Below are 24,767 nucleotides of genomic sequence, written 5' to 3'. Positions count from 1 at the left end.
GATTCTGAAGCTGCGGGAGTTTCCTCCGGCGGAACGGCGATGCTAAGACCGCTTCGCATTATTCTTCGGGCCGCGCTGCGGTCCCTCAACGAACGCGAGTGACGTAGAATGAACCCGCTGGTGCCGCTTTCCGTCGTGCTGCTCCTTCCGATCGCAGCCGTCTGCGCCGTTCTCTTCACGGATACCGGGATCGAGCCGGCCCTGTTCTACGCAGCGGTCAAGACCTTCGCGATCCTGTTCGTCGTCGGCGGCGCGATCTCCTTCGCCGCGAGCCGCCTCGCCGCGCGCACCAACGGCTGAGCATCTCTCACGAAACGCCCGCCGCTCGGCCGTGCCACATGAGGCACTTTCGGCAAACGGGCGTTTCGTGAGGCGCTGCCGAATCCCGGCACCTACCGGCGTCTGACGGAAGGTCGAGGCCATGCTGCGTGTCGTGCCCTCCTTCGATCGGATCGGCGAGGAGAACGCCTTCGCCGTTCTCGCCCGCGCGAGCGCGCTCGCGGCGCAGGGCCGCGACATCGTCAATCTCGGCATCGGCCAGCCCGACTTCGCCACGCCGGCCCATATCGTCGAGGCCGGCATCAAGGCTCTGCGCGACGGCCATCACGGCTACACGCCGGCCATCGGCATCCCACCGCTCCGTGAGGCGGTGGCGCGGGACCTCCATCGCCGCCACGGGGTCGAGGTCTCGCCCGATGCGGTGATGATCGTGCCGGGCGGCAAGGTCACCATGTTCATGGCGATCCTGATGTTCGGCGAGCCCGGTGCCGAGATCCTGTATCCCGATCCAGGCTTCCCGATCTACCGCTCGATGATCGCGTTCACCGGGGCAACCCCGGTGCCGGTGCCGATCCGCGAGGCCAACGGCTTCGCCTTCTCGGCGGAGGAGACGCTCTCGCTGATCACGGAGCGCACACGCCTCCTGATCGTCAACTCGCCGGCCAACCCGACCGGCGGCGTCACGCCGAAGGCCGAGATCGACGCCCTCGTGCGAGGTCTCGCCGCCCATCCGGGCATCGCGGTGCTGTCCGACGAGATCTACGGCTCCATGACCTATGACGGGGAGGCGCATGTCTCGCTCCTCGCCTATCCCGAGATCCGCGACCGGCTGATCGCGCTCGACGGCGCCTCGAAGACCTACGCGATGACGGGGTGGCGGCTCGGGTGGTCGGTCTGGCCGAAGCCGCTCTACGACGCCGCCCGCAAGCTCGCCGTGAACTCCTTCTCCTGCGTGAACGCCGCCACGCAATGGGCCGGCATCACCGCCCTCGACGGACCCCAGGACTGTGTCGGAGCAATGGTCGCCGCGTTCGATCAGCGTCGAAGCCTCGTCGTGGACGGGCTGAACGGCTTGCCGAACGTCTCGTGCATCACGCCCAAGGGCGCCTTCTACGCTTTCCCGAACATCGCTCGCACGGGGTGGAAGGCCAAGGCCCTGGCGACCGCGTTATTGGACGAAGCCGGCGTCGCGGTGATCGGCGGCCCTGATTTCGGCGTGCACGGCGAGGGCTACCTTCGGCTGTCCTACGCCAACTCTGCCGAGAACATCGCCCGGGCGCTGGAGCGGATGAACCGGTTCCTTTCCGACCGCGCGCCGGGCTGAGATCGAAAAATTCAATCGCGCCGGCGGCAGCTTTCGCGAGATCCGCCTCCTTTCCGGGCATCGAGGGGCAATCTCGGCCTTTCTCGATTTTCCATGCATCCGAATTCCAGGCTGCGGCGTTACTGGGCCATGCTTCGCTGCGTCGGCTCGCAGCGGACCTCACAACGACGGAGATCCTCGCATGAAGATCAAGACCCTTCTCGCCGCTTCGGCCATCGCCCTCGCGCTGCCGATGGCAGCCCAGGCTCAGGGTACCCTGCGCGGTGCCGAACGTGGCGCCCAGGAAGGCTCCGATGCGGCTGGTCCGATCGGCGGCATCGTCGGTGGCGCGGTCGGCGCGGCCACGGGCACGATCGGCGGCATCCTCGGCGTCGAGGATCGCCCGCGCTTCCGCTCCTATGTCCGCGAGCGCAACGTCCGCTCCTACGATTATGACGGACGCGTCGTCGTCGGCTCCACCCTGCCGTCGTCGGGCGTGACCTACTACGAGGTCCCGAACGACTACAACGTGACCCGCGGCACCCGCTACACCGTGGTCAACGACCGTCCGGTGCTCGTGGATGGCCGTCACCGCATCATCGAAGTGCTCGACTAAGCACGCGGTTCACGAGCCGCTCCACAAAGAGCGGCTTCGTCCGGCCCCGGCAGACTCTGCCGGGGCCGTTTTCATGTTCCGGCCCTTGGTTCCACAGTGCACATCACGGTTTCGGCGGACCTGAGCCGTCCCTCGACGCACGTCGCTCGGGCGCGACAGCCCTCTCCTCGAAGATCAATGTCCGATCAGACGCCGTGATGCTGTCGCGGGCATGCGAAGACGTCGGACGCAACGCTCCAGGTGTTTGCCCGTTTATCCGTCCAAGATGGTGTTTGCGCCCGAGCAGGACTGACGATGACCGGCCCCGATACGACGCCCGAAACCCTTCCCGAAACCCTTCCCGAAAACCCGCCGCTACCGGAGTCGGTCCGTGACCATCTCGGTCATGAACTCCGGAGCGTCTACACCGAGCCGGCGCCGGAGCCGCGCTTTCTCGGCGACGAACCCACCGTGCCGCAGGAATTCGAGCCGCAGCTCCGCCGGCTCGAAACACGGCTGAAGACGCACGAGGAAGGCACCGAGGCCGTCGAACAGGCCCTCGACCGGATTCTCGATGCCTTCGGCGTCACGCCCGACGCCAGTGATCCGAAGAAATAGACCGGTTCATACCCGTCGCGCCGCCAGCAGATCACGGATTTCACTCAGCAGCTTCACCTCGGCCGGCACCTCGGCCTCGGGCTTCGGCTTGGCCTCCTCCCGGGATTTCAGGGCGTTCATGGCGCGGATCACCATGAACAGCACGAAGGCGATGATGGTGAAGTTGACGGCGAGCGTCAGGAACTGACCGTAGCCGATCACCGCTCCGACCTTCTTCGCCTCGGCGTAAGGCAGGCCCGCCTGCACCTTGGAGGACAGCGGGATGTAGTAGTTCGAGAAATCGAGCCCGCCGGTCACTGCGCCGATGATCGGCATGATGACGTCCTGAACCAGCGAATTGACGATGGCGCCGAACGCCGCGCCGATGATCACGCCGACGGCGAGATCGACCACATTGCCGCGCAACGCAAATTTCTTGAACTCTTCCAACATACTCGGGCTCCTCGAACCGCCGGCTCCGCCGCAGGCCGTTGCGTGCAAAGCTATGCCGCAGACGGTGGCCGCCAAGGGGAGCCGCGCCGATCGCCGGCTTGCGACGGGACGGCGCGGTCGGCTCCCCGCTTCGGTGCACATCCGCGCGGAGCGAACCAGTCCGACGCAGTTCAAACGGCTAAGCTGAAAATAGATCGCCGAGCGCCACAATCATTCGGCCGGCATCATGCCCCGATCCGGCAATCCTTCAGAAAAACTCCGAAACATATCTGAGGGTTGTGCCGGCGGTCTGCTCGGCCTGCTTGAACGGATTGGGGAATTTTCCGTCGCCGTTTAGCATCAGTTCATTTTTCACTTGCTACCGAATGGTGACTACTTCAAACGCCCTGCCCTATCCCGAGGTGCCCTTTCGGATGCCCGACGAACTTATTCGCAGTGAATTGCCGGATGATCCCGGTGTAATACGGGTCGAAGCGGCAAAAGCCGTTCCGCGCCACTTGGCTCTCGCCTTGCGGGACTACTTTGATCTGGCGGAGCAAGCCCCGTTGCCGAGCCCGCTCGCTGCCCTGTTGCGACAGTTCGAGACGGCTCTCGCCGCCCATGGCGGACAGGTCGAAACCATCTTCCGCGACGATCTGGTGAAGGCGCTACCGATGCTGCGCACCTTCGCGATCTCGCTCACAGCCAACCCGACCCGTGCCGACGATCTCGTTCAGGAGACGATGGTGAAGGCCTGGGCCAACCGGGAGCGATTCACGCCGGGCACGAACTTCACGGCCTGGCTGTTCACCATCCTGCGCAACCAGTTCTATACCGAGATCCGCAAGGGGCGCCGCGAAGTCGAGGATGCCGACGGCATCCACGCCGGCACGCTCACCGCTCACCCCGATCAGGAGCACGCGGCGGGACTGCGGATGGTGATGAACTTGATCGGCACCCTGCCGCTGCCGCAGCGGCAGGCGCTTCTGCTGGTCGGTGCCGAGGGCTTCACCTACGAGGAAGCGGCCGAGCAGCTCGGTTGCCAGGTCGGCACGGTCAAGAGCCGCGTCAGCCGCGCGCGGGCCTTCCTCGTCGATTCCTTCGAAGGTCTGCCGAACGGATTGTCGGCGGCACGGGCCTGACCCGCGCCGCCCTGGGCACCCGCATCGACCCGAGAGGCCGTCGCCGGCCATCCGGGTCGCACGTCACACGTCGAGGTTCGCGACGCTCAGCGCGTTCTCTTGGATGAACTCGCGGCGCGGCTCCACCACGTCACCCATCAGCTTGACGAACAGGTCGTCGGCGTCGGTCGTATCCTTGACCTTCACCTGCAGCAGGGAGCGCACGTCGCGATCGAGCGTCGTTTCCCAAAGCTGCTGGGCGGTCATCTCGCCGAGGCCCTTGTAGCGCTGAAGCTGGAGACCCTTCCGGCCGAACGCCATCACCGCCTCGAACAGGCCCACAGGACCGTAGAGTTCGGTCTCGTCCCCCTTGCGGGCAAGCGTCACCGGCTCCTCGTAGATCTCGCGCAGGGTCTCCGCCCGCTCGGCAAGACGGCGGGCTTCCTGCGAGGCGAGCAGCGTCGCGTCGAGATTGGCAACCTGCGTCACGCTGCGAAGCGTCCGGCTGAAGACGTAGCCGCCCTCCGAAGCTGCCCCGGTCCAACCCTTCTCGATCTCGTCGGCGATCCGGTCGAGGCGCTTGGCGGTGCGGTCGGCCAGTACCTCCGCCTCGCCGGGATTCTCGGCCACATCCCTGGCGAAGGCGCCGGCCAGAACCGATTGCTCGACCACCGAGCGGTCGTAGCGGGTGTGGAGCCCGTGCAGGATGCCACGGAAGGCGCGCGCTTCCTCGACCAGGGTCTTGAGCTGGGCACCCCCGAATTCGGTGCCGGAGGCCAGCCGGAGCACGGCGCCCTCGACGCCCTGATCGATCAGGTAATCCTCCAGCGCCCGCTCGTCCTTGAGGTAGAGGACGCGCCGGCCGCGCTCCGCTTTGTAGAGCGGCGGCTGGGCGATGTAGAGGTGCCCGCGGTCGATCAGCTCCGGCATCTGCCGGAAGAAGAACGTCAGCAGCAATGTCCGGATATGCGAGCCATCCACGTCCGCATCGGTCATGATGATGATGCGGTGATAGCGCAGCTTGTCCGGGTTGAAACCTTCGCGGTCGGTGCTCGACCGGCCGATGCCGGCGCCGAGCGCGGTGATCAGCGTGCCGATCTCGGCCGAGGACAGCATCCGGTCGGCGCGCACGCGCTCGACGTTGAGGATCTTTCCGCGCAGCGGAAGCACCGCCTGGAAGGTACGGTCACGGCCCTGCTTGGCCGATCCGCCGGCGGAATCGCCCTCCACCAGCAGCAACTCGCACTTGCTCGGATCGCGCTCCTGGCAATCGGCGAGCTTGCCGGGCAGCGAGGCGATGTCGAGCGCACCCTTGCGGGTGATGGTCTCGCGCGCCTTGCGCGCCGCCTCGCGGGCGGCGGCCGCGAGCACGACCTTGCCCATCACCGATTTCGCCTGGGCCGGGTTCTCCTCGAGCCAAGTCGAGAGGCCCTCGTTGAGGATGTTCTCGACCGCCGGGCGGACCTCGGAGGAGACGAGCTTGTCCTTGGTCTGCGACGAGAATTTCGGGTCCGGCACCTGCACGGAGATGACCGCGGTCAGCCCCTCGCGGCAATCGTCGCCGGTGAGCGAGACCTTCTCGCGCTTGGCGATACCCGAGGATTCGGCATAGCCGGTGAGCTGGCGCGTCAGGGCGGCGCGGAAGCCCGCCATGTGGGTGCCGCCGTCGCGCTGCGGGATGTTGTTGGTGAACGGCAGGACGGTCTCGTTGAACGAGTCGTTCCACCACAACGCCACCTCGACGCGGATGCCATCGCGCTCGCCCAGCACGGTCACGGGCTTCGTCATGCCGTCGACCGGCTTCCGGGACCGATCGAGATAGCGCACGAACGCCTCGACGCCGCCCTCGTAGCAGAGCTCCTCGCGCTTGTGCTCGGCATGGCGCGCGTCGGTCACGACGATGCGCACGCCCGAATTGAGGAAGGCCAGCTCGCGCAGACGCTTCTCCAGCGTCGGGTAGTCGAACTCCACCATGGTGAAGGTTTCGGTCGACGGCAGGAAGGTCACCTCCGTGCCGCGCCGATCACCCGCAGGACCGACGACTTCCAGCGGTGCCACCGCGTCACCGTGGCGGAACTCCATGCGGTGTTCCTTGCCAGCGCGCCAGATCCGCAGCTTCAGGCTGGTGGAGAGCGCGTTGACGACGGAGACACCGACGCCGTGCAGGCCGCCGGAGACCTTGTAGGAGTTCTGGTCGAACTTTCCGCCGGCATGGAGCTGGGTCATGATGACCTCGGCCGCCGAAACCCCTTCTTCCCGGTGGATGTCGGTGGGGATGCCGCGCCCGTTGTCGGAGACCGTCACCGAGCCGTCGGCGTTGAGCGTCACCGTCACGAGATCCGCGTGGCCCGCGAGCGCCTCGTCGATGGCGTTGTCCACCACCTCGTAGATCATGTGGTGCAGGCCGGAGCCGTCGTCGGTATCGCCAATATACATGCCGGGCCGCTTGCGGACGGCGTCCAGGCCCTTGAGCACGCGGATCGATTCGGCGCCGTAGCTGTCGGCGTGTTCAGTGTTCGGGGAGTCAGCCATGAAATTCCTCGGGCAGGCGGCTCGGGAGCCTTGATTCGGGCCCGGACGGGCCGGGCATGCCTGCTATCTCGGTACCCATTCCATATAGGCGTTCATCCCTGATTTTGCATCGCTTTTCGCGTCTGGAAAGCGCTGCGGCACCGCGCTTTGTGACGTGGTTCCGTTAATCCTCCGTTAGGCCTCGCGGGCCGGTCGATCGCGTCCGGCCCGAATGTCCCTCGGCTGCCCCCCGTCGCCGATCACCCCTGCAGGAACGGGTTCGTCATCCGCTCCTGTCCGAGCGTTCCGGTCGGCCCGTGGCCGGGGATGAAGGCGACGTCGTCGCCCAGCGGCAGCACCTTCTTCCGAATCATCCGGATCAGTTGCTCGTGGCTGCCGCCGGGCAGGTCGGTCCGGCCGACCGACCCCTGGAACACCACGTCGCCGACCAGGGCGAAGCGGGCATCGCGGCTCATGAAGACGACGCTGCCGGGGGAGTGGCCGGGGGCGTGCCAGATGTCGAAGGCCAGGCCGCCGACGGTGACGGTGTCGCCCTCGTTGAGCCAGCGATCCGGCGTGATCGCGCGGGCGCCGTCGAGACCATAATTCGCGCCCGTCTCGGGCAGGGAATCGAGCAGGAATTTGTCGGCTTCGTGCGGGCCCTCGACGGGAACGCCGAGACGTTCCTTCAGCTCGGCGGCGCCGCCGGCATGGTCGATATGACCGTGCGTGAGCAGGATCTTCTCGACCGTGACGCCCTGCGCGCGAATCGCCGCCTCGATCCGGTCCAGGTCTCCGCCGGGATCGACCACGGCGCCGACCTTGGTGGCGTCGTCCCAGATCAACGTGCAATTCTGCTGAAACGGGGTGACCGGGATGATCGCGGCGCGGGGCGTGGCGGGCATACGGACTCGGCAGCTTGAGGATGACGATACTGCGTCCGGTTCTAGACCGTCGCGCCCGCAATCGCCAATGCGACGCGCTTCATGCACGATCCGCTCGATCCCTCGGAATGGCGAATCGGGCGTCGCTCAGTCGCCGCGCGGGCTGCCTGATCCGGCAGCCTCGCTCAAGCGGACGCCGCCTCACCCTCGATCGGGATCGGGCGCGGACGGCCCATCTCGTCGATGGCGACGAAGGTGAAGGTCGCCTCGGTGACCTTCTCGCGAAACCGGGTCTGGAAGCGCCGCGCCCAGGCCTCCAAGTGGATCTTCATCGAGGTGCGCCCGACCCGCCCGACCCGCGTGTAGACGCACAGCACGTCGCCGACCCGCACGGGCCGGATGAAGGTCATCGCATCGACGGCCACCGTCACGACCCGCCCCTGCGCCCGCTCGACCCCGGCGATGCCGCCGGCCTGATCCATCTGCGAGAGCACCCAGCCGCCGAAGATGTCGCCGTTGGCATTGGTATCGGCCGGCATGGCGATCGTGCGCACCGTCAGGTCGCCGACGGGATGCTCGTCGCTCACATCGATCGCCTGCGTCATCGATCCCCCCTTCGCGCCGATTCGATCGCGCGTTGTCCGACAGCCAAGCACGGGCGCCGGTCCCGCGCCAGAGGCGGAACGGCGTCAGGGCATCAGGCCGAGAAGCTCCAGCCCGGCCGCGAGAAAGATCGCCGCGGCGCAAACGAACAGCTCGAGGGGGATGTCCTGCCAGGACAGGGTACGAGGCGGCGCAATCGCGCGCCGCTGCCGCGTCACGAGATCGATCATGGGACGTCCTCCGGAGTGGTCCGTCTCACGCGGGCCATACTCGCTCGACCACCATCCTATATCGGCTCGTGGCTTTTGGAAAAGCGCGGGACGTGATCGGGCCGCCCAGGAGACGGACACGAAAAAGCCCGGAGCGGCGACACTCCGGGCTCAATTCGGAAACGACCGTTTTCAGAAGTCCGCGGGGACTCCGGAGAAATCAGTTCGGCTCAGTAGTAGAAGCGACGCGGGCCGTAGAAACGGCGCGGGCCGTAGTACGGACGGCGGTAATACGGGCGCCGATAGAACGGGCGCGGGCCGTAGAAGCGGCGGCCGTAATAGCGGCGCGGACCCCAGCCACGGCGGTAATATTGCGCCTTCTCGATGGTCGCGGGCGTGGCTTCGGTCACGAGCGCGGCCGACGGACCGACCGGGGCGGCCGACGCACCCTGCGGTGCCAGCGCGGCAAGGCCCAGGACCATCAGCGCGGCAAGGAGGAGTTTTCTGATCAAGTGGGCATTCCCTCTTCGGCAATCGTGAACGGACACGCCGAACCCGGCGCCCCGCGCGAGCGAGAACGCACGAGGGCGCGAAACGGTTTCGTCAAAAGAGCGCCCGAGGAAGCCGTGAAATCGGGTCAGGCGATCTTCGTCGTCATGTCGACGACGGACGCCTCGGCGCTGCCCTTCACCAGTTCGATGCCGCGCTCGCAATCCTCGCGGCGAACATAGCTCTCACCGGAATCCGCGATGACGTTGCCGTTCTGGACACGTAGGCGCCAGCGCCACTGCCCACCCGAATCACGATAGAGTTCGTAGCGCATCACGCCTGATCTCCTGACAGGCCGTGCTCCGAACGAGAACGGCGCGGGATGAACGCATCCCGCGCCGAAAAGATCGATGTCAGAGATCCGCTACGATACCGACGATCGGTCGCGTGCCGTCTCGCCGGGCGATGGGGCGGGCGTTCGACGCGGGATCGTCAGGCCGTCCGGCGATCAGGTGCGCGGTGCGCGATCGAGCCAGCCGATCGCCCGGCCGCCCTCGCCGCCGGAGCGCGCGGGACGACCGTCGCGACGGCCGTCGCTCGGACGGGCGCCTTGCGGACGCGCACCCTGCGGACGGGCCTCGCCGGCCCGCTCGGGACGGCGCTGGTCCTGCCGCTGACCGTCGGGACGCGGTGCGCCGGCGGCGCGCTGGTCCTGCCGGTGGCCCGGCTGTCCGCTGGGACGACCACCGCGCGCGTCGTGGGCGCGCGGCTCGCCGCGTCCCTCGCCACCCTGGCCGCGACCGCCACCTGGACGACCCTGGCGCTGGCCGGGGCGACCCTGCGGCTGACGCGGCGGACGGCGCGCCTCCTCGGCGGCATTGTCCTGCGCTTCCTGGCGCGTCGGCGGCACGAAGCCCTCGGGGAACCCGCCAACGGGCACCTTCTGGCGCGTGGTGCGCTCGATGTCGCGCAGGTAAGCGCGCTCCTCGTCGTTGCAGAACGAGATCGCCTGACCTTCGGCACCCGCGCGGGCCGTGCGGCCGATGCGGTGGACGTAGGATTCCGGCACGTTCGGCAGATCGTAGTTCACGACGTGGGTCACGCCATCGACATCGATGCCGCGGGCGGCGATGTCGGTCGCCACCAGCACGCGGCACGAACCGTCGCGGAAGGCGGCGAGCGCCCGCTCGCGCTGCGGCTGGCTCTTGTTGCCATGGATCGCCGCGCTGACGACGCCGGCCTTGTCGAGGCCGCGCACGACGCGGTCCGCACCGTGCTTGGTGCGCGTGAAGACGAGCACGCGCTCGATCTTCGGATCACGCAGGACGTGGTTGAGCAGGGCCTGCTTGGCGCCGGTATGGCAGAAGATGACCTGCTGATCGACGCGCTCGGCGGTGGTCGCCACGGGCGTGACCGCCACCTGCACCGGGTTGTTGAGATACTGGTCGGCGAGCCCGGCGATGTTCTTCGGCATGGTGGCCGAGAAGAACAGGCTCTGGCGCTTGGCCGGCAGCATCTTCACGATGCGCTTGAGCGCGTGGATGAAGCCGAGGTCGAGCATCTGGTCGGCCTCGTCGAGGACGAGGATCTCGACGCCCTCCAGCGTCAGCGCGCGGCGATCGACGAGGTCGATGAGCCGGCCGGGCGTGGCGACGAGGATGTCGACGCCCGGCGCGATCGCCCGCTCCTGGCGCGTGATGTTCACACCGCCGAACACGACGGTGTTGGTGTAGGGCAGGTGCCGGCCATAGTCCGAGAAGCTATCGGCGATCTGGCTGGCGAGTTCGCGGGTCGGCGACAGAACGAGCACGCGGCAACCGCGGCGCGGCGCACGGCGGCTGTCGAGCGACAGGCGATGCAGGATCGGCAGGGCGAAGGCGGCGGTCTTGCCGGTGCCGGTCTGAGCGATGCCGCACAGGTCGCGGCCTTCCATCGCGGGCGGGACGGCCTGCGACTGGATCGGCGTCGGTGTGACGTAGCCGGCCTCTTCCAGCGCGCGGAGCACGGGCTGAGCGAGGCCGAAATCGGTAAATTGGGTCAAGTCGGTACTTTCGAGGCAGCGGAACCCGCAATCCGGCGCATCAATGCGCGCGGGACTATCAAAGGCGGGTCCATCAGTCCGGGAGGCTGCCCGCGTGATGGGGCGGCCTGGGGTGCATACACGTTGAAGAGAGGGGCCGGGGCACAACCTTGGAAAAGGCGCGAACCGTCACGCAGCCCCCTCAAGCGACCCCGTTCGGTCGCTGACGCTGCACATGCGATATGCGACGTTGCACCCGCGAAGTCAATGAATGTTGGAGCGTCGCGTTCACGCCTCGTCGAATTGACTCATGCTGAAAATCTCGATGCCCGCGCCGTCGATGACGCGGACGGCCTCCGCGGCCGTGCGCGCGCGCTGCGGCACCCGTGCACGGGCGAACAGCCGCTTGGCCCGCTCTGCCGCGGCCTCCGGGCTCGCTGTTCGCACGGAGACCCGCTGCTGCACGCCGCCCGGTGCGTCCGGCTCCTCCGGCCCGAGCACTTCGATATGATAGGTTTCTCGCACGGACATCCACTTTCTCGCTGACGCCCCGCGCTTACCCGAAGATCGCGCCGGTGGCAGGGGGCGTAACGGACGCCACACCGTCGCGCCTGCTTTTGCTCCGGCGGCCTTGCCGAATTCCCGCCAATGCCGGATGTGATGTCTTCCCCGCGAAGACCCGCGCAGCGAGGACATTCATGACCACATCGCCCTTCGTCACGGTGGAATGGCTGCATCAGCGCCTGAACGCGCCGGACGTCGTCGTGCTCGATGCCTCGTGGTACCTGCCGGCGCAGGGGCGCGATGCTGCGGCGGAGTATCAGGCCGCCCACATCCCCGGTGCGATCCGCTTCGATCTGGATGCGATGAGCGACACCGACTCCGCCCTCCCCCACATGCTGCCGCGACCCGAGGTGTTCTCCTCGAAGATGCGCGCGCTCGGAGTCGGCGACGGGGCGCAGGTCGTGGTCTACGACGGGATGGGGCTGTTCTCGGCGCCGCGGGTTCGCTGGATGCTCCAGACCTTCGGCATGCGCGAGGTCAAGATTCTGGAAGGCGGCATGCCGGCATGGGTCGCGGCGGGCTACCCGACCGAGGACGGCGAGGGCCGCCCGCGCGACCGGCGCCATTTTACGGCCCGGCTCGACAACGGCGCCGTGGCGGATGCGGGTGACATCGCCCGTGCCCTGGCCGGCGGCACGACGCAGGTGGTCGATGCCCGCTCCGGCCCGCGCTTCCGTGGCGAGGAGGCGGAGCCCCGCCCCGGCGTGCGCCCCGGCCACATGCCCGGTGCCAAGAACCTGCATTACGCCGCCCTCCAGGCGAACGGCCGCCTGCGAGACGAGGCCTCGCTGCGTGCCGCGATCGCGGAGGCCGGCGTCGATCTCGACCGCCCCGTCGTCACCACCTGCGGCTCGGGCGTGACCGCGGCCATCGTCGCGCTGGCACTCGAAACCTTGGGCAAGCAGCCGCGGGCGCTCTACGACGGCTCGTGGTCGGAATGGGGTGCCGATCCCGCCCGCCCCGTCGAGACCGGCCCCGCCTGAGCGGCGAAGCGCCGCCGCGTCGGGCCGGTGCATTGCGGGGATGCCGGCCCCCGCGAGGACGACACAGCGTTAAAGGACGGTTAAGAGGACAGGCATAAGCTTGGCCGAAGCCGGCTGCCGGGTGCCCCATCGTGCGGCTCCGGGCGGCAACCCGTACGGCCCGTCTCGAAGGCTCGGAGGATACGGCTTGGGCAGGGGCCCCGAACGCTGGCAGTTCTACCGCCTGCTCGGTCACGAGATCGTCCGCGCGGTTCGCGAACGGACGGCACAGCTCACGGCGCGGCCCGAGATCCTCACCCGCGCGCGGGTGACCGGCCTCGTGATCGCGCCGCACGACCTGCGTACCAGCGACGCCTCGCTCGCCGACGACATCTATTCCGGCCTGTTCGTGTTCGCCGGCCGATCGCTGGTGGTCAGCGGCCGCTCGCCCTTCGACTACGATCCCCCCTCCCCCGAATGGGCGGATGCGCTCTACGGCTTCGGCTGGCTGCGCCACCTGCGGGCTGCCGACACGGCGCTGGCCCGGGCCAATGCCCGCGCCTTCGTCTCGGACTTCATGAGCGGGCGCGGCGAGGCGGCCCGCGCCAGCCCGGTGCCGGTCGCCTCACGCCGGCTGATCTCGTTCCTGTGCCAGTCGCCGCTGGTGCTGGAGGGCGCCGACCACGCCTTCTATCAGGCCTTCCTCAAGGCCGTCGGCAAGGGCGCACGGGAACTGGAGCGCTCGCTGCGGCGCTCGTCACCGCCGCAATCGCGGCTGCTGGCGGCGGTGGCGCTGACCTATGCCGGCCTGTGCTGCGAGGGCATCGAGCCGATTCTGCGCCGGGCCACCCGCATCCTGGTGCGTGAACTCGAAGCGCAGATCCTGCCGGATGGCGGCCACCGCTCCCGCGATCCGCGCTTTGCCATGGAACTGCTGCTCGATCTTCTGCCTCTGCGCCAGAGCTTCCTCAGCCGCAGTGTCGATCCGCCGGAGGCGCTCCTGCGCGCCGTCGACCGGATGCTGCCGGCGCTGCGCCTCCTGCGCCACGGCGATGCCTCGCTCAGCCACTTCAACGGCATGGGCGTGACGGCGGCCGACCATCTCGCAACGCTGCTGGTCTATGATGGGGCCGGCACCGAGCCGCTGATGTACGCCTCCCATTCCGGCTACGCCCGGCTCGAACTGGGGCGGGTCGTGCTCGTCTGCGATGTCGGCGCGCCACCGCCGATGGATCAGTCGCGCGAGGCCGCCGCCGGCTGCCTCTCCTTCGAACTCACGAGCGGGGCGCAGCGCATCGTCGTCAATTGCGGCAGTCCCGCGAGCGGCGGCGAGCTACGCCGGGCGGCGCGGAGCACCGCCGCCCACTCGACGGCAACGGTCGCCGACACCTCCTCCTGCCGCTTCCTCGACGAGCCGGAGGATTGGTGGATCAGCCGGATCGCTGCCCGCTGGCTGCTTTACCGCCGCGGCCCCGTGGTCCTGCGCGGCCCCGGTCCGGTGGCCGTCGAGCGGCGCACGGAGAACGGGGCCGCGGTCCTCGCCGCCCGTCACGACGGCTACGTGACCGAATTCGGCATCCTGCACGAGCGCCGCTGGCGCCTGTCCGACAGCCCCGTGCGCCTGGCGGGCGAGGACGCGTTCCGCCGCGACAGCAAGCGCCCGCGCTCGCGGCCCCAGCCGGTGGCGGTGCGCTTCCACCTCCACACCGCCGTCGCGACGCAGCCTCAGGACGACGGTAGCGTGATGCTGGGCTTGTCGACCGGGGAGCGATGGCGCTTCACGGTAGAGGGTGCGACGGCGGCGATCGAGGAGAGCGTCTATTTCGCAGGCGTCGTCGGTGCGCGGCGGACCGCGCAGATCGTCCTGCACCTGACGGTGGACGAGGACGCGCTGGTGCGCTGGCAGATCGAGCAGGTCTGACCCACATGGCGGAGCGGCGGGCCTCCGCCGGATGCACGGGAGCCCCCGACGACGGCTTCGGTGCGGCTCTTGAGTGTCGCGGTTGAAACAGGTGCCTCTGTGGCCGGACATCATCCGCCCCAACTGGCCGCCCCGGCCGGTTCCGTGCTACCGCGCGCGCAAACTCCTTAACCGACGACACAGGCGATCCCCATGCCGCGCGACCAGATCCGGGTCACCCGCGCCCTCCTTTCCGTTTCGGACAAGACCGGGCTCACGGACTTCGCTGCGGCGCTGAGCCAGCGGGGCGTCGAACTGGTCTCGACGGGCGGCACCCACCGTGCGCTGACCGAAGCGGGGCTCGCCGTCCGGGAAGTCTCCGAGCTGACCCGCTTCCCCGAGATGATGGACGGCCGGGTGAAGACGCTGCATCCGGCCGTCCATGGCGGCTTGCTCGCGGTCCGCGACAACCCCGAGCATCAGGCGGCTTTGGCCGCCCACGGCATCGGCGCGATCGACCTGCTCGTCGTCAACCTCTACCCGTTCGAAGTGACGCTGAAGGCCGGCAAGGCCTATGACGACTGCGTCGAGAACATCGATGTCGGCGGCCCGGCGATGATCCGCGCCGCGGCCAAGAACCATGCCGACGTCGCCGTGGTGGTGGATGTCTCGGACTACGGCGCCATCCTCGCCGAACTCGCGGCGCATGACGGCAACCTCACCGCCACGACCCGCCGCCGGCTCGCGCAGAAGGCGTTCTCGCGCACCGCCTCCTACGACGCGGCAATCGCCAACTGGCTCGCCGCGGTCGAGGGACGCGACAAGGCCCCGACCTTCAAGGCGCTCGGCGGTACGCTCGCCCAGAACCTGCGCTACGGCGAGAACCCGCACCAGTCGGCCGCCTTCTACCGCCTGCCCGGCACACTGCGCCCCGGCATCGCCACCGCCCGGCAGGTCCAGGGCAAGGAGCTGTCCTACAACAATCTCAACGACACCGACGCGGCCTACGAATGCGTCGCCGAGTTCGACCCGGCCCGCACGGCGGCGGTGGCGATCATCAAGCACGCCAACCCCTGCGGCGTGGCGGAAGGCGCGGATCTGCTGTCGGCCTATGAGCAGGCGCTTGCCTGCGATCCGACCTCGGCCTTCGGCGGCATCGTCGCCCTCAACCGGCCTCTCGACGCCGAGGCTGCAAGAAAAATCGTCGAGATCTTCACCGAGGTCATCATCGCCCCCGACGCCTCCGACGAGGCGCTCGCCATCGTCGGCGCCAAGAAGAACCTGCGGCTTCTGCTGGCGGGCGGCCTCGCCGATCCGCGGGCGAAGGGCGAGGTCATCCGCACCGTGGCGGGCGGCTTCCTGGTCCAGGGCCGGGATGCGCTCAGCGTGGACGACATGGACCTGACGGTCGTGACCAAGCGCGCCCCGAGCGAGGCGGAACTCGCCGACATGCGCTTTGCCTATCGGGTGGCCAAGCACGTGAAGTCGAACGCCATCGTCTACGCCAAGGGTGGGGCCACGGTCGGCATCGGCGCCGGGCAGATGTCGCGGGTGGATTCCTCGATCACCGCCGCGCGCAAGGCGGCCGAAGCCGCGCAGCGCCTCGGGCTGTCGGAGAGCCTCGCCAAGGGATCGGCGGTGGCCTCCGACGCGTTCTTCCCCTTCGCCGACGGCCTGCTCGCCGCCGCCGAGGCCGGTGCCACGGCCGTGATCCAGCCCGGCGGCTCGATGCGCGACGACGAGGTGATCCGGGCCGCCGACGAGGCGGGGCTCGCCATGGTGTTCACCGGCGTGCGCCACTTCCGGCACTGACACGAACGCATCGAACCAAAAAAGGCCCCGCTTGAAAGCGGGGCCTTTTTTATTTCACCGACAGAAAGCGCGTCCCTACGATGTTTTGGAGCGCAGGAGAGCGATATCGCGGCCGGTCCGGATCTTCAGAAGCTCCGGACCGGCGTCGGTGGGCAACGTGTCAGTGGGCGTGTGCCCCCGAGGCTCCGATGCCGGTCTCCGAGCGCACGAACTGCGCATCGAAGGCGGCGCGCTCCCGATTGGCCCGGCGGGTGCGATCCATCAGCGAGACGCCCCAGATCGTGATGAAGGCGAGCGGCATTGAGAACAGGGCCGGGTTCGCGTAGGGGAACAGGGCCGCGGGATGCCCGAAGGTCTTCACCCAGACCGCATCGGACAGCACCACCATGCTCACCGCCGCGACGAGGCCGACGAGACCGCCGATGAGGGCGCCCCAGGTCGTGGTGCCGCGCCAGAGGATCGACATCGTCAGGACCGGGAAGTTGCAGCTCGCCGCCACCGAGAAGGCGAGGCCGACCATGAAGGCGACGTTCTGATTCTCGAACACGTAGCCGAGATAGATCGCCACGATGCCGATGCCGACGGCGGAGAGCTTGGAGAGGTTCACCTCCGCCTTCTCCGTGGTGCGACCGCGGGCGAAGACCTGGGCGTAGAGGTCGTGGCTGATCGCCGAGGCGCCGGCCAGCGTCAGGCCGGCCACCACCGCGAGGATGGTCGCGAAGGCCACCGCCGAGATGAAGCCGAGGAAGTACGGCCCGCCCACCGCGTTGGCGAGGTTCACCGCCACCATGTTGGTGCCGCCGACCATGTCCTTGATCTTGTCGTAGGCCACACCGTCGGCGCCGAGCTTGAAGTAGCTCGGGTCGGACATCAGCAGGGCGATGCCGCCGAAGCCGATGATGAAGGTGAGGATGTAGAAGTAGCCGATCAGGCCGGTGGCGTAGAACACCGACTTCCGCGCCGCCTGCGCGTCCGACACCGTGAAGAAGCGCATCAGGATGTGCGGCAGGCCCGCGGTGCCGAACATCAGGCCGACGCCGAGCGAGATCGAGTCAATCGGGTTCGTGACGAGGCCGCCGGGCGCCATGATGGAATCGCCCTTCGGATGGGTCTGCACCGCCGCCGCGAACAGCTTCTCCGGGCTGAAGCCGTACTTGTAGAGCACGGCGCCGGCCATGAAGGTCGCCCCGCCGAGCAGCAGGCAGGCCTTGATGACCTGCACCCAGGTCGTCGCCTTCATGCCGCCGAAGGCGACATAGATGATCATCAGCGCGCCGACGATCACCACCGCGTAGAGGTAGGGCAGGCCGAACAGGAGCTGGATCAGCTTACCCGCGCCGACCATCTGCGCGATCAGGTAGAACGCCACCACGACGAGGGTGCCGGTCGCCGAGATGATGCGGATCGAGGTCTGGTCGAGGCGGAAACTCGCCACGTCGGCGAAGGTGAACTTGCCGAGATTCCGCAGTCGCTCGGCGATCAGGAACAGCACGATCGGCCAGCCGACGAGAAAGCCCGTCGAGTAGATCAGGCCGTCGAAGCCCGAGGAATAGACGAGTCCGGAGATGCCGAGGAAGGACGCCGCCGACATGTAGTCGCCGGCGATCGCGAGTGAGTTCGTGCGTGCGGAGATGCCGCCGCCGGCCGCGTAGAAGTCGGCCGCCGACTTCGAGCCCTTCGCCGCCCGGTAGGTGATGCCGAGGGTGAACAGCACGAAGAACAGGAACATGAAGATCGCGGGCCAGTTCGTGGCCTGCTGCTGCACGGCGCCCATGTCGGGGCCGGCGGCAAGCGCCGAACCGGCGCCGAGCGTGAGGCTCGCGCCCAGGAGCGAAACGGTTCGGGAAACGGGACGGATCATTTCGCAAGGCTCCGGATGAGTTCGGCCGAGAGCCGGTCGTAGCGGGTGTTGGCGCGGGCGACGTAGATACCCGTGAGGATGAAGGCGAAGACGATGACGAACATGCCCATGTAGAAGCCGAGCGAAGCCGTGCCGCCGACCTTCGTCGCGAGGAGCGCCTTGTCGAAGGCGATGAGGCCGATGAAGCCGAAATAGACGAACAGCATCAGGCCGGTGAGGATCCAGCCGAAGCGCGTGCGCTCGTGAACCAGCGTCTTGAAGATCGGGTCTTCGGCGATCCGGTCGAGCCGCGGATCGGGCTCGGGCATGTCGAGGGCGCCCGCCCCTTGGAGTGTGCGGGCGCCCGACGTCGCGGACGGCCTCACCGTCTGGATGCTACTCATCAATCTCCTCCCGCGCGATCCTGTTTCACCGCGGCATGGAACCGGGTGATCGGCTGCTTATTCTGTGATGGTGACAACCGAGGCGTTGGCATCCGCTCCGGCCTAAACCGGCACCGGCCCGCCCGAAGCGGGCAACCGGCACCGTGAATTCCAGGCATCGGGGTCGTGCCCGGATCGGCGCTCGCCGCGTGCGGCGGGCGCTGTCGTGATACGCTCAGGCCGAGCGGTTCTGGCGGTTCTCGATCAGGTCATCGACCACGGCCGGCTCGGCCAGGGTCGAGGTGTCACCGAGCGAGCCGAAATCGTCCTCGGCAATCTTGCGCAGGATGCGGCGCATGATCTTGCCGGAGCGGGTCTTGGGCAACCCCGGCGCGAATTGAAGCAGATCGGGCGAGGCGATCGGGCCGATATCCTTGCGGACCCAGATGACCAGCTCCTTACGCAGTTCTTCCGTGCCCTCCTCACCCTCGTTGAGGGTGACGTAGGCGTAGATGCCCTGGCCCTTCACGTTGTGCGGATAGCCGACGACTGCGGCTTCCGAGACCTTCGGATGGGCAACGAGGGAGGATTCGACCTCCGCCGTACCCATGCGGTGACCGGAAACGTTGATGACGTCGTCCACGCGGCCGGTGATCCAGTAATAGCCGTCCGCGTCGCGCCGGGCCCCGTCGCCGGTGAAGTAGAGATCCTTGTAGGTCGAGAAGTAGGTCTGCTCGAAGCGCTCGTGGTCGCCGTAGACCGTGCGCATCTGGCCCGGCCAGCTGTCCTTGATGCAGAGGTTGCCCTCGCAGGCCCCGTCGAGCGCCTTGCCCTCGGCATCGACCATGACCGGCTGCACGCCGAAGAACGGGAGTGTGGCCGAGCCGGGCTTCAGCCGCGTCGCGCCCGGCAGCGGGGTGATGAGGATGCCGCCGGTTTCGGTCTGCCACCACGTATCGACGATCGGGCAGCGGGAATCGCCGACGACGCGGTAGTACCAGTCCCAGGCCTCCGGGTTGATCGGCTCGCCGACCGAGCCCAGCACCCGCAGGGATTGGCGCGAGGTCTTCTTCACCGGGCCCTCGCCGCCGCCCATGAGCGAGCGGATCGCGGTCGGCGCGGTGTAGAAGATGTTGACGTTGTGCTTGTCGATCACCTCCCAGAAGCGGGAATTCGACGGATATGTCGGGATGCCCTCGAACATCAGCGTGGTCGCGCCGTTCGCGAGCGGACCGTAGACGATGTAGCTGTGCCCGGTGACCCAGCCGACATCGGCCGTGCACCAGTAGACGTCGCCATCGTGGTAATCGAAGACGTATTGGTGGGTCATCGAAGCGTAGACGAGGTAGCCGCCGGTGGTGTGCACCACGCCCTTCGGCTGGCCCGTCGAGCCCGAGGTGTAGAGGATGAAGAGCGGGTGCTCGGCCTCGACGGCTTCCGCCGGGCACTCGTCGGTCACCTGCTCGGCGGCCTCGTGGTAATAGACGTCGCGGCCCGGCTCCATCGCCACGTTGCCGCCCGTGCGCTTGACCACGACGACGTGGTCCACAAGATCCTTGTCGAGACGCTTGATCGCCTCGTCCACGTTGGCCTTGAGCGGCACCTTGCGTCCCCCGCGCAGGCCCTCGTCGGCGGTGATGACGAGCTTCGAGCCGCAGCCCTTGATCCGGCTCGCCAGCGAGTCGGGCGAGAAGCCGCCGAAGACGATGGCATGGATGGCGCCCAGACGCGCGCAGGCCAGCATCGCGTAGGCCGCCTCGGGGATCATCGGCAGGTAGAGCGTGACGCGGTCACCCTTGCCGACGCCGCGATTGCGCAGGACGTTGGCCATCCGGCAGACTTCGGCATGCAACTGCCGGTAGGTGATGTGCTTCGACTCGTTGGGGTCGTCGCCCTCCCAGATGATCGCGGTCTGGTCGCCGCGGGTCTCGAGGTGGCGGTCGATGCAGTTTAGTGCGACATTGGTCTTGCCGTCCTCGAACCATTTGATCGACACATCGCCAGGCGCGAAGCTCGTATTCTTGACCTTGGTGAAGGGCGTCGACCAGTCGATGCGCTTGCCATGCTCGGCCCAGAACGTCTCCGGATCGGAAACCGAAGCTTCGTACATTTCCCTGTACTGGGCCTCATCGATCAAAGCCCGGTCGCGCCAGGCATCCTGAACGTCGATGACCTTCTCGCTCATTTGGTTTCTTCCCTGCCGGTGCCCGATCGTATCGCGAAGGTCCGCGCAGCCGGGGCTTCCTCAGAACTCTTAAGCGCAGTTGAATACACCCGGCAAGCACCAAAAAGTCGAGTTCCGCGATTTTGCGCAATCAAGTTGTACGTTAATTCATTGCAGGCCGCGCAGAGACCGCCGGTCCGCTGAAGCAAGACCGGGAAACGTTTGTCGCGTCGTAAGAATTGAGCCGGCGAGCTCTGGCCGCGCGCGGCCGGCTCCCGCCCCGGTCGGGCGGTCAGGCGGCCGGGAACAGCATCTCGACGAGGGTGCCCTCGTCCTTGCGGCTGGTAATGCGGAAGCGCCCGCGATTGGCTTCCACGAGGGCCTTCGTCAGCGTCAGCCCGAACCCCTTCTCGTCGCCCTCCGCCGCGGGTCCGACATCGGCCCGGAACGGCTCGAGTGCGCTCAGCAGCTCGTCTTCGGTCATGCCGGTGCCCGTGTCGCGCACACGCAGGGCGACCTCTCCCTGCTCGGCGAGCGTGGTCGAGACGATCACCTGTCCACCGGCCTCGGTCACGCGGATCGCGTTTCCGAGCACGGTCAGGGCCGCCTGCCGGATCGAACGCGCGTCCGCTTTCATCGCCGGCAGGTTGGGGGCGAGGCTGGTGCGCAGGACAATGCGATCGCGCGCAGCCTGAGGCTGCTGCGCGGCGATGCACGAAGCGACGAGCTCGTTCAGCGCAAGGTCGGCGAAGGTGAGCTTGCCGCGGCCAGCCTGAATCTCCGCGAGATCGCGCAAGTCGTCGATCAGGCCGGCGATCCGGCCGCCGGAGAGGCGCACTTCGCGTAAATAGGCCTCGAGACGCTCGGCATCCGCCCGATCGAAGCGGTCGGATAGCATCATGTCGGTGAGGCCGAGGATCGCGTTGAGCGAAGGGCGGATCTCGCGGCTGACCCGCGCGAGCGCGTTCGCCTTCCAAGCGCCTTCCGCCTCAGGCTCGCTCCGCCGCGCGGCGTCCGCGACCGGAACTGGAGGCGCCGCGTCCTCGTCGCGGATCTCGCGCAGGCTGGCGCAATAACCCGGCGCATCCTCCCCGAGCAGCCGGGCGATACGCAGGCGCAATGCCGCCGCCCCGGTGCGCACGGTCACGCCGTGGATCTCGCTCGTCCCCGAGCGGCGGGAAGCGGTGACGGCCGTCTCCAGCGCCGACAGGCTCTCGGGCGCGAACAGGTCGGCGAAGCGCCCGCCCACGATCTCCTTGGGATGGGCATGAACGAGTTCGGCAGCGCTCGGGTTCAGGCCGACGACGCGGCCCTCGGCATCGAGCGTGACGACGCCGTCCTCCAGACTGTCCAGCACCTTCTCCGCCCGCAGCCGCGCGGCATTGGCCGGAACGGCGGGGAGTTGGATGTCGCCGGCAGACGGCATGGCTCGCGCAAGGCAGATCTCGGCCGCCGCCCCCTCCCAGACGAGACCGGCCCGATCGACGAGGAGCGCCACCGTGCCGCCCTCCGGCCGCGCGAAGGGCACCGGCCCGATGATCTCCCGATCCCTGGGCGGAAGGCCGCGGAAGAGATGCGCGAGGCCCGCCTGACGCAGGGCCGGCAGATCCGCGTAGCCGGTGAGATCGAGGAAGGTGCGGCTGGCGAACAGCATCTCGCTGCCGCGGTAGACGAACACACCGAGGGGGAGGCTTTCGAGCAGCTCGGTGAGTGCGAGCCGCGCGCGCGCCTCGGCCTCCGGGAGGCGGCCCTGCGGGATCGGGAAGGGCATCACCGAGCCGCTCGGTGCGGATTCGGGACGCACAGGCAGCGGCGCCGCGTCGTCCCCGTCTTCGTCCGGCGCGAACCGCAATCCGAGAACGCGCGCGACTTCGCGGAAGGCGGCATGCTCGTTCACCGACAGGCCGGATTCCGCCTCGCTCTCATCGACCGGGGCCTCCTCCTGCGGGTTCTCAGGTCCGTCCTCCTCATCCTCGACCGGACTCTCCGTCGCGCGCGCGTGACGCTCGCCGAGGATCGCGAAGCCGCCGAACCCGGAGAAGTGGTCCGTCGAACGGCCCGCAGGAGCGCCTGAGATCTCAACCGCGTGCTCGTAGGCACGTCCGCGCACGAGAAGCGACAGGGCACGAAAGGTGCGTCGGCCCGCGAGCGCTTCCGTCAGCGCCGCGCCCTCGATCACACCGTCCGCGGCGAGCATCGCCCAGGAGCGGCCGGACAGGGCTTCGGCGAGGTCGGGATGGGTGCGCGACACATGGGTCAGCACGCCATCGGCGTCGCTGCGCCAAATCACACGGAGCGGCAGTTCCGCCGTTTCCGTTTCCGTTTCCACTTCCGGCGCCGGAGATGGCGACGGAGCCTCGGGCTTCGCGACATCCGGGCCCGCCTCCGCCGAGGGTGGACTGGCCTTGGCCGGCCCGCTGTCGAACGGCCGCAAGGCCGGCAACGGCCCGATCGGTGCGAGGAGCAGGACCGGATGCCCCTCGTCCATCTCGACCCGCGCGGCGAGGGCGACCACAGGCGGCGCCACACCGCGGGGATCGAAGCGCAAGCGGACCATGCGCGGCCGCGTGCCCAGGGCACCGGCGCGGCGGATCTGCTCGGACAGGCGAAGAGCCGGCAGGACGGCGCCGTCCGAACCGGCGACGCCCGCCCGCAGCGGGAGCGCCGCACCGGCGGCGTAGAGGATGCGCTCGGCCGCCCCATCGAGAACGAGCAAAGCGCTGCCCTCGCGAACGAGAGGCGCGATCGATGCGTCGTCTTTCCAGCGCGCCAACGCGTCACGAAGGGCCGCGTCGTCGCCCGGATAGGAAGCCTGCATTACGCGGTCCGACATCCGAACCCTGGTCATGAACCCCTTCATCGCCCTGTCGCCGGTCGTTCGGGGCATGAACACCTGAGCCCTGTGTAACTTAACTGCGGCCAGACGTGGACACTGAAGCCTGCCGCCACACGTTTATCAACTGGTAACCTCAATTGCCCCCCCGGGGCTGGAAAAAAGGTTATCCCCGCGCTATTGTGCAGTGCACATTGTGCGCCGCACAACGAGCGCTCGATGCGAACATCAGGAGAGAGACGTGACGAACACCCCGAATTACGAAGTCCCGACCGAGATGCGCGACTTCGCTGAGAAGAGCGTCGAGCAGGCCCGCAAGGCGTTCGATTCGTTCATCGGCGCGGCCCGCCGCACCGCCGACACCGTCCAGGGCTCGACCGACCTCGCCCGCAACAACGCCACCAGCATCTCCTCGCGCGGCTTCGAGTACGCTGAGCAGAACGTCAACGCTGCGTTCGACCTGGCGCAGAAGCTCGTGCGCTCGCGCGATGTCCAGGAGGCCATGCAGCACCAGGCCGAGTTCGTGCGCGCGCAGTTCGCGGCAATTCAGGCGCAGGCCAAGGAGTTCGGTGGCCTCGCACAGAGCGCATTTCAGCAGAGCGCCGAGAACGCCAAGAGCGTCATGCAGCAGGGTGCCGCCGACGCCCGCCAAGCCTATGAGCAGGGCGTCGAGACGGCCCGCGAGACGGCCAACGACGCGCAGAAGGCCACCTCCTGACGCACCCTCCGAACTTCGGTTTGAACGGCACGTAAGGCCGACGGCCCGCTCCCAACGGAGTGGGCCGTCCTCATTTCAGGGCGCACAATGCAACATTCATCCAGTCAAGCCGTCTCCCGCTCCGCCTCTTTTCCGCCGCCGGGACACCGCAAGGCTCCCCACCTCGCCGGCTCCGTTTGAGGCGGCCCAGCGGAGGTTTTGGACACGATGCGTCCCGTTCGTACTCTCGGCCTCGCGGCCCTGATCGCCGTCGCGGCCGGAAGCCTCGCGCCCGCCCAGGCACAATATTACGACGACGGCTACGATGCGCCTCCGCCCCGCGCGCGCGCCTATCGCGATCGCGACTTTGATGGCCCGCCGCCGCGCCGCGCTATGGGCCTCAATTGCGATGCGGTGCAATCGGGCATCAGCGGCCTGCAGCCGTTCTCCTGCCCTCTGCCGGGCCCGCGCCCGCTGGGAGCCCGCTGCTTCTGCGACATGCCGGTGTCGTTCCTGAACGGTCCGCGTACGGCCGTCGGACGCGTCTCACCTTAAACATTTCCCAAACG

Annotated in this window: 23 protein-coding genes; 10 read left to right on the top strand and 13 right to left on the bottom strand. The window is 68.1% G+C overall.

Translation table 11 applies throughout. The annotated features are described in order from the left end of the window. Positions 1 to 108: 108 nt before the first annotated feature. From E4V01_RS15360 to E4V01_RS15345, 4 genes are all read left to right on the top strand, one after another. Positions 109 to 300: a hypothetical protein gene (locus E4V01_RS15360; RefSeq protein WP_135298929.1), complete on the top strand. Its 192-nt coding sequence runs from the start codon at positions 109 to 111 to the stop codon at positions 298 to 300. A gap of 121 nt (positions 301 to 421) precedes the next feature. Beyond that, on the top strand, positions 422 to 1,603 hold the full coding sequence (locus E4V01_RS15355) for a pyridoxal phosphate-dependent aminotransferase (RefSeq protein ID WP_135298928.1): 1,182 nt from the start codon (positions 422 to 424) through the stop codon (positions 1,601 to 1,603). Positions 1,604 to 1,784: 181 nt separating this feature from the next. Next, positions 1,785 to 2,198, top strand: a complete 414-nt coding sequence (locus E4V01_RS15350; protein ID WP_060770024.1) for a DUF1236 domain-containing protein — start codon at positions 1,785 to 1,787, stop codon at positions 2,196 to 2,198. A 294-nt stretch (positions 2,199 to 2,492) separates the two neighbouring features. Further along, positions 2,493 to 2,795, top strand: coding sequence for a hypothetical protein (locus E4V01_RS15345; RefSeq protein ID WP_135298927.1), 303 nt, complete (start codon positions 2,493 to 2,495; stop codon positions 2,793 to 2,795). Between the two features lie 6 nt (positions 2,796 to 2,801). On the opposite strand, the gene mscL is transcribed toward E4V01_RS15345, so the two are convergent. Continuing rightward, positions 2,802 to 3,227 (bottom strand): large conductance mechanosensitive channel protein MscL, encoded by a 426-nt coding sequence (gene mscL, locus E4V01_RS15340; RefSeq protein ID WP_135298999.1) that lies wholly within the window; start codon positions 3,225 to 3,227, stop codon positions 2,802 to 2,804. A 413-nt stretch (positions 3,228 to 3,640) separates the two neighbouring features. Between mscL and E4V01_RS15335 the strand changes: the two genes are divergently transcribed. Then, on the top strand, positions 3,641 to 4,348 hold the full coding sequence (locus E4V01_RS15335; protein WP_060770021.1) for a sigma-70 family RNA polymerase sigma factor: 708 nt from the start codon (positions 3,641 to 3,643) through the stop codon (positions 4,346 to 4,348). A gap of 63 nt (positions 4,349 to 4,411) precedes the next feature. Here the strand turns inward: E4V01_RS15335 and gyrB are convergent, their stop codons facing one another. The 8 genes from gyrB to E4V01_RS15300 all read right to left on the bottom strand — a co-directional run bounded on the left by gyrB (position 4,412) and on the right by E4V01_RS15300 (position 11,568). After that, a complete protein-coding gene (gene gyrB, locus E4V01_RS15330; protein WP_135298926.1) occupies positions 4,412 to 6,859 on the bottom strand; it encodes a DNA topoisomerase (ATP-hydrolyzing) subunit B in 2,448 nt (815 codons plus the stop codon). Between the two features lie 239 nt (positions 6,860 to 7,098). Next, entirely contained in the window at positions 7,099 to 7,743 is a 645-nt protein-coding gene (locus E4V01_RS15325) for an MBL fold metallo-hydrolase (RefSeq protein WP_135298925.1), read from the bottom strand. Positions 7,744 to 7,907: 164 nt separating this feature from the next. After that, positions 7,908 to 8,327 (bottom strand): acyl-CoA thioesterase, encoded by a 420-nt coding sequence (locus tag E4V01_RS15320; protein WP_060770017.1) that lies wholly within the window; start codon positions 8,325 to 8,327, stop codon positions 7,908 to 7,910. Between the two features lie 84 nt (positions 8,328 to 8,411). Further along, the gene (locus E4V01_RS25725; protein ID WP_003600739.1) at positions 8,412 to 8,555 is read right to left on the bottom strand and encodes a hypothetical protein; all 144 of its coding nucleotides are present in this window, start codon (positions 8,553 to 8,555) and stop codon (positions 8,412 to 8,414) included. 209 nt (positions 8,556 to 8,764) lie between these two features. Next, positions 8,765 to 9,046: a hypothetical protein gene (locus E4V01_RS15315; RefSeq protein WP_135298924.1), complete on the bottom strand. Its 282-nt coding sequence runs from the start codon at positions 9,044 to 9,046 to the stop codon at positions 8,765 to 8,767. Between the two features lie 125 nt (positions 9,047 to 9,171). Beyond that, positions 9,172 to 9,357 (bottom strand): DUF1508 domain-containing protein, encoded by a 186-nt coding sequence (locus E4V01_RS15310; RefSeq protein ID WP_060770015.1) that lies wholly within the window; start codon positions 9,355 to 9,357, stop codon positions 9,172 to 9,174. 174 nt (positions 9,358 to 9,531) lie between these two features. Further along, complete coding sequence (locus E4V01_RS15305; RefSeq protein WP_135298923.1) at positions 9,532 to 11,064, bottom strand: DEAD/DEAH box helicase; 1,533 nt, start codon at positions 11,062 to 11,064, stop codon at positions 9,532 to 9,534. Between the two features lie 267 nt (positions 11,065 to 11,331). After that, positions 11,332 to 11,568, bottom strand: a complete 237-nt coding sequence (locus tag E4V01_RS15300) for a hypothetical protein (protein WP_056193844.1) — start codon at positions 11,566 to 11,568, stop codon at positions 11,332 to 11,334. A 173-nt stretch (positions 11,569 to 11,741) separates the two neighbouring features. Between E4V01_RS15300 and sseA the strand changes: the two genes are divergently transcribed. From sseA to purH, 3 genes are all read left to right on the top strand, one after another. Further along, positions 11,742 to 12,590 carry a 3-mercaptopyruvate sulfurtransferase gene (gene sseA / locus E4V01_RS15295; protein WP_135298922.1) on the top strand — a complete coding sequence of 283 codons (849 nt, stop codon included), beginning with the start codon at positions 11,742 to 11,744 and terminating at the stop codon, positions 12,588 to 12,590. A gap of 187 nt (positions 12,591 to 12,777) precedes the next feature. Next, a complete protein-coding gene (locus E4V01_RS15290; protein ID WP_060770012.1) occupies positions 12,778 to 14,490 on the top strand; it encodes a heparinase II/III family protein in 1,713 nt (570 codons plus the stop codon). 192 nt (positions 14,491 to 14,682) lie between these two features. After that, on the top strand, positions 14,683 to 16,281 hold the full coding sequence (gene purH, locus E4V01_RS15285; protein ID WP_135298921.1) for a bifunctional phosphoribosylaminoimidazolecarboxamide formyltransferase/IMP cyclohydrolase: 1,599 nt from the start codon (positions 14,683 to 14,685) through the stop codon (positions 16,279 to 16,281). Between the two features lie 160 nt (positions 16,282 to 16,441). On the opposite strand, the gene E4V01_RS15280 is transcribed toward purH, so the two are convergent. The 4 genes from E4V01_RS15280 to E4V01_RS15265 all read right to left on the bottom strand — a co-directional run bounded on the left by E4V01_RS15280 (position 16,442) and on the right by E4V01_RS15265 (position 23,501). Further along, positions 16,442 to 18,142, bottom strand: a complete 1,701-nt coding sequence (locus tag E4V01_RS15280) for a cation acetate symporter (RefSeq protein ID WP_060770010.1) — start codon at positions 18,140 to 18,142, stop codon at positions 16,442 to 16,444. After that, positions 18,139 to 18,525, bottom strand: coding sequence for a DUF485 domain-containing protein (locus E4V01_RS15275; RefSeq protein ID WP_083530842.1), 387 nt, complete (start codon positions 18,523 to 18,525; stop codon positions 18,139 to 18,141). The genes E4V01_RS15280 and E4V01_RS15275 overlap by 4 nt, the downstream gene beginning before the upstream one ends. A 214-nt stretch (positions 18,526 to 18,739) precedes the next feature. Then, positions 18,740 to 20,689 carry an acetate--CoA ligase gene (acs, locus tag E4V01_RS15270; protein WP_060770009.1) on the bottom strand — a complete coding sequence of 650 codons (1,950 nt, stop codon included), beginning with the start codon at positions 20,687 to 20,689 and terminating at the stop codon, positions 18,740 to 18,742. Positions 20,690 to 20,960: 271 nt separating this feature from the next. Beyond that, positions 20,961 to 23,501, bottom strand: a complete 2,541-nt coding sequence (locus E4V01_RS15265; protein ID WP_135298998.1) for a PAS domain-containing sensor histidine kinase — start codon at positions 23,499 to 23,501, stop codon at positions 20,961 to 20,963. A 241-nt stretch (positions 23,502 to 23,742) separates the two neighbouring features. On the opposite strand from E4V01_RS15265, the gene E4V01_RS15260 reads away from it, so the two are divergent. Both E4V01_RS15260 and E4V01_RS15255 read left to right on the top strand, forming a co-directional pair. Further along, entirely contained in the window at positions 23,743 to 24,219 is a 477-nt protein-coding gene (locus E4V01_RS15260) for a phasin (protein ID WP_060770007.1), read from the top strand. 207 nt (positions 24,220 to 24,426) lie between these two features. Then, on the top strand, positions 24,427 to 24,753 hold the full coding sequence (locus tag E4V01_RS15255) for a hypothetical protein (protein WP_135298920.1): 327 nt from the start codon (positions 24,427 to 24,429) through the stop codon (positions 24,751 to 24,753). Positions 24,754 to 24,767: the final 14 nt, after the last annotated feature.

It is taken from the genome of Methylorubrum sp. Q1, from assembly GCF_004683995.1.
Classification (GTDB): domain Bacteria; phylum Pseudomonadota; class Alphaproteobacteria; order Rhizobiales; family Beijerinckiaceae; genus Methylobacterium.
This window is presented reverse-complemented; position numbering and strand designations above follow the sequence as displayed.

What these genes read in the sequence shown, in the direction of transcription:
- E4V01_RS15360 (WP_135298929.1), top strand. Translation starts at nt 109, where the DNA reads ATGAACCCGCTGGTGCCGCTTTCCGTCGTGCTGCTCCTTCCGATCGCA.
- E4V01_RS15355 (WP_135298928.1), top strand. Translation starts at nt 422, where the DNA reads ATGCTGCGTGTCGTGCCCTCCTTCGATCGGATCGGCGAGGAGAACGCC.
- E4V01_RS15350 (WP_060770024.1), top strand. Translation starts at nt 1,785, where the DNA reads ATGAAGATCAAGACCCTTCTCGCCGCTTCGGCCATCGCCCTCGCGCTG.
- E4V01_RS15345 (WP_135298927.1), top strand. Translation starts at nt 2,493, where the DNA reads ATGACCGGCCCCGATACGACGCCCGAAACCCTTCCCGAAACCCTTCCC.
- mscL (WP_135298999.1), bottom strand. Translation starts at nt 3,227, where the DNA reads ATGTTGGAAGAGTTCAAGAAATTTGCGTTGCGCGGCAATGTGGTCGAT.
- E4V01_RS15335 (WP_060770021.1), top strand. Translation starts at nt 3,641, where the DNA reads ATGCCCGACGAACTTATTCGCAGTGAATTGCCGGATGATCCCGGTGTA.
- gyrB (WP_135298926.1), bottom strand. Translation starts at nt 6,859, where the DNA reads ATGGCTGACTCCCCGAACACTGAACACGCCGACAGCTACGGCGCCGAA.
- E4V01_RS15325 (WP_135298925.1), bottom strand. Translation starts at nt 7,743, where the DNA reads ATGCCCGCCACGCCCCGCGCCGCGATCATCCCGGTCACCCCGTTTCAG.
- E4V01_RS15320 (WP_060770017.1), bottom strand. Translation starts at nt 8,327, where the DNA reads ATGACGCAGGCGATCGATGTGAGCGACGAGCATCCCGTCGGCGACCTG.
- E4V01_RS25725 (WP_003600739.1), bottom strand. Translation starts at nt 8,555, where the DNA reads ATGATCGATCTCGTGACGCGGCAGCGGCGCGCGATTGCGCCGCCTCGT.
- E4V01_RS15310 (WP_060770015.1), bottom strand. Translation starts at nt 9,357, where the DNA reads ATGCGCTACGAACTCTATCGTGATTCGGGTGGGCAGTGGCGCTGGCGC.
- sseA (WP_135298922.1), top strand. Translation starts at nt 11,742, where the DNA reads ATGACCACATCGCCCTTCGTCACGGTGGAATGGCTGCATCAGCGCCTG.
- purH (WP_135298921.1), top strand. Translation starts at nt 14,683, where the DNA reads ATGCCGCGCGACCAGATCCGGGTCACCCGCGCCCTCCTTTCCGTTTCG.
- E4V01_RS15280 (WP_060770010.1), bottom strand. Translation starts at nt 18,142, where the DNA reads ATGATCCGTCCCGTTTCCCGAACCGTTTCGCTCCTGGGCGCGAGCCTC.
- E4V01_RS15275 (WP_083530842.1), bottom strand. Translation starts at nt 18,525, where the DNA reads ATGAGTAGCATCCAGACGGTGAGGCCGTCCGCGACGTCGGGCGCCCGC.
- acs (WP_060770009.1), bottom strand. Translation starts at nt 20,689, where the DNA reads ATGAGCGAGAAGGTCATCGACGTTCAGGATGCCTGGCGCGACCGGGCT.
- E4V01_RS15265 (WP_135298998.1), bottom strand. Translation starts at nt 23,501, where the DNA reads ATGTCGGACCGCGTAATGCAGGCTTCCTATCCGGGCGACGACGCGGCC.
- E4V01_RS15255 (WP_135298920.1), top strand. Translation starts at nt 24,427, where the DNA reads ATGCGTCCCGTTCGTACTCTCGGCCTCGCGGCCCTGATCGCCGTCGCG.